The sequence below is a fragment of the Methylorubrum sp. Q1 genome (assembly GCF_004683995.1).
Lineage (GTDB): Bacteria > Pseudomonadota > Alphaproteobacteria > Rhizobiales > Beijerinckiaceae > Methylobacterium.
The window spans coordinates 20,757-28,591 of sequence record NZ_SRHQ01000038.1 but is presented as its reverse complement, the minus strand read 5'-3'; the positions used below and the strand labels follow the sequence as shown (position 1 = coordinate 28,591).

The following is a 7,835-nucleotide window of genomic DNA, read 5'->3' as shown; positions in this document are numbered from 1 at the left end:
AACGATCGCGCAGTCTGTCTCGCGGCCCTAGAGGCCGCTGAGCGGGCTGCACAGGCTCTCTGCGCCGTCCCTCGCGGTCGAGACGACCCAGCCCCGCCTTCCGACCTCTTCCACGCCGTGCCGCTGGCCGCCGCAGCGCAGGCGTGGGCCATCTCGAAAGATAGCGCACGTCGCGGCGCCAACTTCATGCTGGTCGCCGTCCGGGCGCCATCCCCTCAAAAGTTGGAGCCTTCAGGGAATCCGGAGCGGTTCAGTCCCGTTTGATCAAGCCGGAGTGCTCGTACTCTGCGAGAAGAGGCTGAAGCTGCCCTGATCGGGTGACGGTGGCGACGAGAGGGATGACCATGTTCCGCCTTCTCCCTCGGGTGTGTGCCCTGCTCCTCGTCGCTGGGACTGGCTTGCAGGCGCAGCCGGCCGCGCCCGCTGCAGTCCCCGTCGGGACGGCCTTCGCCCAACGCAAGGCCATCGATCAGGCACTCGACTTCGTCGGCCGCGTCGAGGCGGTCGGTCGTGTCGAGGTGCGCGCGCGCGTTGTCGGCTTTCTGGATGCCGTCCAATTCAAGGAGGGAGAGCCGATCAAGGAGGGGGCGCCGCTCTACCGGATCGAGCCGGACCTGTTCGAGGCCGCGGTCAAGCAGGCCGAGGGCGCGCTCGAGCGCACCAGGGCCGCCGAACTCCTGGCAGCCATCCAGTTGCAGCGGGCGCAAGACCTACTCGATAAAAGCTCCGGGACCGTTGTAGCCCGAGACCAGGCCCGCGCCGCGCGGGACCAGGCGAAGGGCGCCGTCATGGGTGACGAGGCGAGCCTCCAGACGGCGCGGATCAATCTCGGCTACACGCAGATCTTCGCGCCCATTTCCGGCCAGATCGGCCGCACCAGCGTCACCAAGGGCAACGTGGTTGGGCCCGACAGCGGCGCCCTCACCACGATCGTCAGCCAAGACCCGATCTACGTCACCTTCCCGGTGAGTCAGCGCGAGTTCCTGCGCTACCAGCAGGGCGGGGCGCGCCCAGACCGGAGCAAGATCGGAGTCAGGATCCGTTTTCAGGACGGCTCGGAATACGGTCAGGTCGGCCGGGTCGACTTCGTCAACATCAGCGTCGACCGCGCGACCGACACGGTCGTCGTGCGCGCCACGATGCCGAACCCGGCCGGTGCGCTTCGCGACGGGCAACTCGTGCGCGTCAACCTTCAGGCCGGGCAGCCGGAGCAGAAGGTCGTCGTGCCGCAATCCGCCCTCATCGCCGACCAGGGCGGCGTCTACGTGTTCGTCGTCGAGGAAAGCCGGGCCAAGATACGGCGCGTCAAACCGGAACCTGGCGGCAGCGGAACGGACGCGGTCATCGCGGAGGGCCTCTCGGGCGGCGAGGTCGTCGTCGTCGACGGGCTGCAGCGGGTGCGGCCCGGGATCCTCGTTCAGGCGACCCCGGCCAGCGAGACGGCCAGCAGGATCTGACGTCCATGTTCTCCGCCATCTTCGTCGACCGGCCGCGCCTTGCGGTAGTGATCGCCATCGTGATCTCGATCGCGGGCGCGCTGGCGCTCCTGACGATCCCGGTGGCGCAGTACCCCGACATCGTGCCGCCGCAGGTCTCGGTGACCACGACCTATCCGGGCGCATCCGCCGACGTGGTGGAATCGACGGTCGCGCAGCCGATCGAGTCCCAGGTCGTCGGCGTCGACAAGATGATCTACATGAAGAGCGTCAGCGGCAACGACGGCAGCTACACGCTCACCGGCTCGTTCGAGCTCGGCACCGATCCCGACATCAATGCGGTCAACGTCAACAACCGCGTCCAGATCGCCCTCGCCAAGCTGCCCGAGGACGTTCGCAAGCAGGGCGTCACCGTCAAGAAAAAATCCTCGGCCCTTCTCGGCGTCCTGGCGGTCTACTCGCCAAAATCGACCCAAGACCCGCTGTTCATCTCCAACTACGTCACGATCAACCTGCTCGACCGCATCAAGAGCACGCCCGGCGTCGGCGATGCGACGCTGTGGGGCCCGCAGGATTACGCGATGCGAGCCTGGGTGCGCACCGACCAGCTCACCGGGCTCAGCCTGACCACGGGCGATGTCATCGGGGCGATCCAGGCCCAGAACGTTCAGGCGCCGGTCGGGCGGATCGGTGCCCGGCCGATCTCGGACGAGCAGCAGCTTCAGCTCAGCATCCAGACGCAAGGGCGCCTGACCTCGGCGGAGCAGTTCCGCAACATCGTGTTGCGCACCAACCCGGACGGGTCGGTGCTGCGCCTCGGCGACGTGGCGAGAGTCGATCTCGGCGCGGCCAATCTCGACCGTGAGACGCGGCTCAACGGCAGCCCGGCGACGGTGATCGCGATCTACCAGTCACCCGGCGCCAACGCCCTCTCGACCCTGAAAGAGGTCGAGAGGCGGGTCGGAGAGCTGGCGAAGACGTTCCCCGAGGGGTTGGCCTGGAAGGTCACCTACGATCCGACCGCCTTCATCACCGAAACGGTGCACGAGGTGCAGAAGACCCTGGTCGAGGCCTTCGTGCTTGTTGTGATCGTGGTGTTCCTGTTCCTCGGTAGCCTGCGCGCCACGCTGATCCCGACGCTGGCCGTGCCTGTCAGCTTGATCGGCACCTTCATCGTCCTCAAGGCGGTCGGCTACTCGGCGAACTCGGTCTCGCTTCTCGCCCTGGTGCTCGCCATCGGGATCGTCGTCGATGACGCCATCGTGGTGGTCGAGAACGTCGAGCGCGTGATGGAGGAGCACCCGGAGCTGTCACCCCGGGATGCGACGAAGCGGGCCATGGCCGAGATCACGGCCCCGATCATCGCCATCACGCTGGTCTTGCTCTCGGTCTTCGTGCCGGTCGCCTTCGTGCCCGGCATCTCGGGCGAGCTCTTCCGCCAGTTCGCCGTCGCGGTCGCGGTCTCGATGTTCATCTCGGCGGTCAACGCGCTGACCCTGTCGCCGGCTCTCTGTGGCGTGCTGCTGCGCCCGCATCACGGCCCTCGCCGGGGTATCATGGGCATGGTGATGCGCTCCATCGACCGGGTCAGCAACGGCTACGGTGCCGCCGTGGCGCGCATCGTGCGCTTCTCGATCCTCGGCCTCGTGCTCGCTGGCGCCGCGGCCTACGGCGCGACCGAACTCGCGAAGCGAACCCCCACCGGCTTCCTGCCCGAAGACGACCAAGGCGCCTTCTTCGTCGTGGTGCAGTTGCCGGAAGGCGCATCGGTCGGGAGGACCTCCGAGGTCGTGGCCCGGGCCGAGCAGATCCTGCGGCAGGAGCATGCGGTTGCCGACACCACCTCGGTGATCGGCCTCAACTTCATCGACAACTACTCCCAGGGCAACGCGGCCTTCCTGGTCGTGACCCTCAAGCCGTTCGAGGACCGCAAGGCTGCTGCGGACGGAGCGGCGGCCATGATTGCGCGCCTCGGCCAGCAGTTCCGGGAGATCCCCGGAGGCACGGTCGTACCGCTTGCCCCTCCACCGATCATCGGTCTCGGCACCGGTGGTGGCTTCAGCTACGTACTGCAGGATCTGCGCGGTGGCGATCCGAAGGAACTCGCTCAAGTCCTGCGCGGCTTGGTCGTGGCCGCGAACCAGGATCCGCAGCTCAACCGTGTGTTCAGCACCTTCTCGGCGACGAACCCATCGGTCTATCTCGATATCGATCGCGACAAGGCGCAGGTTCTCGGAGTGCCCCTGAGCGCCGTGTTTCAAGCGCTACAGGCTTCGCTCGGCGGCTACTACGTCAACGACATCAACCTTTTCGGCCGTACCTGGCAGGTGCAGGTTCAGGCGGAGGCCGCAGACCGGACAAAGATCGACGACATCTATCGGATCAACGTGCGGAACAAGGACGGCGAGATGGTGCCGCTGCGCTCGCTCGCGGAGGTCCGGATCGTGGTGGGGCCGCCGGCGCTGATTCGCTATAACAACCTTCGCGCGGTCACGATCCAGGGCTCGCCCGCGCCGGGCGTCTCGTCCGGTCAGGCGCTCGCCGCCATGGACGGCGTAGCGGCCCGGACCCTGCCTGCGGGCTTCGGCGGCGAGTGGACGGACACCGCGTTCCAAGAGAAGCGGGCCGAGGGCAAGACCGCCATCATCCTGGGCTTCGCGGTCCTGTTCGCGTTCCTGTTTCTGGTCGCGCTCTACGAGAGCTGGACCATCCCCGTCCCGGTGCTGCTGTCGGTCACGGTCGGGATCGCCGGGGCCTACGCGTCCATGGTGTGGGGCAAGCTCACCCTCGATCTCTATGCACAGATCGGCATGATCGTGCTCATCGGCCTGGCTGCCAAGAACGGCATCCTGATCGTCGAGTTCGCCAAGGAGCAGCGGGAGAAGGGCGTTCCGCTTCAGAAGGCTGCCACCGAAGGCGCGCGCCTGCGCTTCCGCCCGGTGATGATGACCTCCTTCGCCTTCATCCTGGGCCTGCTCCCCCTGGTCATCGCTGTCGGAGCCTCGCAGCTCGCCCGCCGCAATGTCGGGACGCCGGTCTTCGGCGGCATGATCGCCGCGTCATTCCTCGGCATCTTCGTGATTCCGCCCCTCTACGTCCTGTTTCAGGGCCTGCGCGAGCGGGCCTGGAGCCTTATGAGCCGCAAGGGAGCGAAACAGCGGGCGGAACCGCCGGCTGAAGGCGCAAGCGGCGCCCCGAAGCACTTGCCGGCCGAGTGAGGCGATCGACCCCTTCGATGCGGGCAGGTGGGAGCATGACGATGCACGATATCGAGCAGGTCATACCGACCACGAAGCCCGATGCGGGTCGGCCCCAGGCCGGGACCGCCAAGAAGCTCAAGAAAAGGGACTACGAGAGGGAATTGCACACCCTACAGGTCAAGCTGTGCCATCTGCAGGATTGGGTCAAGCGAACCGGCGCCCGCATCATCATCGTGTTCGAGGGCCGCGATGCGGCCGGCAAAGGCGGGACGATCAAGGCCATCACCGAGCGGGTCAGCCCGCGCGTGTTCCGCGTCGTTGCGCTGCCGGCACCAACGGACCGGCAGAAGTCACAGATGTTCATCCAGCGCTACATCGAGCATTTCCCGGCGGCCGGCGAGATCGTGATCTTCGACCGTAGCTGGTACAACCGGGCGGGCGTCGAGCGCGTCATGGGCTTCTGCAACGACGCGGAGTATCGCCGGTTCCTCGACCTCTGCCCGCGGATCGAGCGCTTCATCGTCGATGGTGGAACCCAGCTCATCAAGTTCTGGCTGGAGGTTGGAAAGCAGGAGCAGAAGCGGCGCTTCCTGGCACGGATCGAGGATCCCCTCCGGCAGTGGAAGCTGAGCTCGATGGACCTCGAATCCTACGAGCGCTGGTACGCGTTCTCGAAGGCGCGCGATGCGATGCTGGCAGCCACCGACACGGACGACGCTCCCTGGCACATCGTCCGCTCCGACGACAAGCGGCGGGCGCGCCTCAACTGCATCACTCACCTCCTCCGCCTGATCCCCTACAGGGACCAGAAGCACGATGCGGTGATGCTGCCGAAGCGCAGCAAGGAGGATGCGTACGACGATACCCTCAGGAATAGGCGCTTCGTCACCGAAAGGTACTGAGGTTAGGATCCCGCCTGCAAGCTCCAGGGCGATGCCGGGGGTCGAGGCGCGGCTGAGCGCCGGCAGGGCATGAAGCTGCGTTTCTCACAAAAAACGCCCACTGCGCCGCCAGCGCGAGAGGGAGGGCGCCTGTGTCCGAGCCTCTCGTGAGGCACTTGTAGCCCATCGTCGACGTCGACGGTCATGCCGGTCAGCTCGGTACCGACGCCAGGAGAGCTTCGCGGCGCACCGGCGCGGGGTTGACCGGCTGTTGGAACCGGCGCGTCGACAATCAGCCCCCCGTCGAAGACGCGGCGCAACGGCCTGCCCACCTTGTCGGACTAAGCCCGTCGTTATCGCGCGGCCATGGCTACCATCCTGAAGATCGGTGGAACCTATGCGCTGCGTGTCTCCCAGGTGAGCAAGAAGCCCACGTCACCCGGCATGCCGTCGGGAAAGTTGACGATCACGGCCTTCAGACCGTAGCCGGCCGGCTGCAGGCGGTCCCGCCAGAACTCGAAAGCTTGACGCGGGCGTCCGGTCAGGGTCTCGGGCCAACCGCTCTCGAAATTGTTGATGGCCCGTCCGCCGTCACTGCACATCACGTTCGGGAAACGCATCACGAGAAGTTCGTTCTTGCCCTGCTCGGCCGCGATCCGGAGCTTGTACAAGAGCGATGTCATGATCTCGTGCACCTTCTTAGGCGTGACCTCGATGGTCTCGGACAGAGTCTTGATGAGCTCGGCCCGCGCCTCTTCGGCTCGATCCTCGGTCTGCAGGGCCTTCGCGGCCTTCAGTTTGGCCGTATAAGCGCCGAGTTCGGCGGCGGACATGAAGCTCTCGTCGCCAAGCTCGTCTTCGGTCTGTGGATTCGTCTTCAGCGCTTCCATGGCGAACTCCTGTTGTTCATAAGGCCGGTTGGCGCTGGACCTGGGCCAGCGCTTCGCACGTTCCGCGCGCGATCGTCATCTCCTCGTCCGCCGGAATGACCCAGGCAGCGGGACCAGGCCCTCGGGTGATCCGTCCCGGATCAGCAGGTGGGGCGAACCGTTGAGTTCCTCGAACACGCCCTTGAAGATGCGGCGTGGATCCGCGGTCTCACCGAAGGCGAACACTTGGAATTTGAGGCTCGAAGAGCCTGCGTTCAGTACAAGCAGGACCGAGGTCATCGCCTAGACCTCCGGTAGGGACCGGTGGGCGCGCTGGGCGGCGGCGAACAGTGAGGCGACCGCACAGGAGGCGAGACGCGTGAGCCGAGAGTCGGCCCGGCTCGTCAGGATGATCGGGACCCGAGCCCCGAGCACGATCCCGGCCGCGTCCGCACGGGCCAGGAAGGTCAAGCTCTTGGCCAGCATGTTGCCGGCTTCCAAATCGGGGACCACGAGTACGTTGGCTTGGCCGGCCACCGGTGAGTGGATCTTCTTGATCCGAGCCGCTTCGAGGTCGATGGCATTATCGAGGGCAAGAGGGCCGTCGAGGATGCCGCCGGTGATCTGACCCCGGTCGGCCATCTTGCAGAGGGCCGCGGCATCGAGGGTCGAGGGCATCTTCGCGTTGACGCTCTCCGTGGCCGACAGGATGGCGACCCGCACCGACTCGACGCCAAGGGCTTGCGCGAGGTCGATGGCGTTCTGCGTGATGTCGCGCTTTTCCTCCAGCGAGGGCGCGATATTGACCGCGGCGTCCGTAATGATCAGGGGCGTCGCATGGCCCGGCACGTCCATGACGAAGCAGTGGCTGACGCGGCGGGCCGTCCGTAGGCCGCCGTCCCGGCGCACCACCGCGGCCATCAACTCGTCGGTGTGGAGGCTCCCCTTCATGAGGGACTCGGCCTCGCCGGCGCGCACGAGAGCCACAGCCTTCTGAGCGGCCTCGTGGCTGTGAGCGGCGTCGACCAGCCGGAAGCCGCCGATATCCGCATCGAGTGCGGCTGCGGCGGCGGCGATCTTTCCCAGTGGACCCACCAGAATCGGTTCGACGATTCCGAGCGCGGAGGCTTCGCGTGCCGCCCCCAGTGTGGCCGCGTCGCAGGGATGGACGACGGCAACCTGAAGCCTCGGCAGCGCCTGGGCAGCCACGATAAGACGGTCATATTTCTCGTGTCCGCGGGTTTCGACCGCTGCCTGTTCGATGGTCGCAATCGACACCCTGGCCTCCTCTGACAGTTCAAGGAAAGGATCCGGAGCGGTCCTGTGCGACGGGCGTGACCTCTCGCACAGGTGCCTCGTCGCCTGCGCCGCGGAGACGAGGACCGCCAACTCATACGCTCTTGGGATCAGGCGGCTTGATCGGACGGGACGGATCGGCGGCTGACGTCG

At 66.4% G+C, this 7,835-nt stretch carries 6 protein-coding genes; 3 read left to right on the top strand and 3 right to left on the bottom strand.

The window, feature by feature from the left end; all coding sequences use genetic code 11:
* Window positions 1-344: 344 nt before the first annotated feature.
* From E4V01_RS23750 to ppk2, 3 genes are read left to right on the top strand one after another with little or no spacing between them, the layout of a single operon-like run.
* The gene (locus E4V01_RS23750; protein WP_060772319.1) at window positions 345-1,457 is read left to right on the top strand and encodes an efflux RND transporter periplasmic adaptor subunit; all 1,113 of its coding nucleotides are present in this window, start codon (window positions 345-347) and stop codon (window positions 1,455-1,457) included.
* A gap of 5 nt (window positions 1,458-1,462) precedes the next feature.
* Window positions 1,463-4,654: an efflux RND transporter permease subunit gene (locus tag E4V01_RS23745; RefSeq protein ID WP_135300065.1), complete on the top strand. Its 3,192-nt coding sequence runs from the start codon at window positions 1,463-1,465 to the stop codon at window positions 4,652-4,654.
* A gap of 41 nt (window positions 4,655-4,695) precedes the next feature.
* Window positions 4,696-5,538 (top strand): polyphosphate kinase 2, encoded by an 843-nt coding sequence (ppk2, locus tag E4V01_RS23740; protein ID WP_135300064.1) that lies wholly within the window; start codon window positions 4,696-4,698, stop codon window positions 5,536-5,538.
* A gap of 374 nt (window positions 5,539-5,912) precedes the next feature.
* Here the strand turns inward: ppk2 and E4V01_RS23735 are convergent, their stop codons facing one another.
* The 3 genes from E4V01_RS23735 to E4V01_RS23720 all read right to left on the bottom strand — a co-directional run bounded on the left by E4V01_RS23735 (window position 5,913) and on the right by E4V01_RS23720 (window position 7,664).
* A complete protein-coding gene (locus tag E4V01_RS23735; protein ID WP_060770709.1) occupies window positions 5,913-6,407 on the bottom strand; it encodes a hypothetical protein in 495 nt (164 codons plus the stop codon).
* 75 nt (window positions 6,408-6,482) lie between these two features.
* Window positions 6,483-6,686, bottom strand: coding sequence for a hypothetical protein (locus E4V01_RS23725; RefSeq protein WP_060770708.1), 204 nt, complete (start codon window positions 6,684-6,686; stop codon window positions 6,483-6,485).
* Between the two features lie 3 nt (window positions 6,687-6,689).
* Entirely contained in the window at window positions 6,690-7,664 is a 975-nt protein-coding gene (locus E4V01_RS23720; RefSeq protein ID WP_060770707.1) for a phosphate acetyltransferase, read from the bottom strand.
* Between the last annotated feature and the right edge of the window lie 171 nt (window positions 7,665-7,835).

What these genes read in the sequence shown, in the direction of transcription:
- E4V01_RS23750 (WP_060772319.1), top strand. Translation starts at nt 345, where the DNA reads ATGTTCCGCCTTCTCCCTCGGGTGTGTGCCCTGCTCCTCGTCGCTGGG.
- E4V01_RS23725 (WP_060770708.1), bottom strand. Translation starts at nt 6,686, where the DNA reads ATGACCTCGGTCCTGCTTGTACTGAACGCAGGCTCTTCGAGCCTCAAA.
- ppk2 (WP_135300064.1), top strand. Translation starts at nt 4,696, where the DNA reads ATGCACGATATCGAGCAGGTCATACCGACCACGAAGCCCGATGCGGGT.
- E4V01_RS23745 (WP_135300065.1), top strand. Translation starts at nt 1,463, where the DNA reads ATGTTCTCCGCCATCTTCGTCGACCGGCCGCGCCTTGCGGTAGTGATC.
- E4V01_RS23735 (WP_060770709.1), bottom strand. Translation starts at nt 6,407, where the DNA reads ATGGAAGCGCTGAAGACGAATCCACAGACCGAAGACGAGCTTGGCGAC.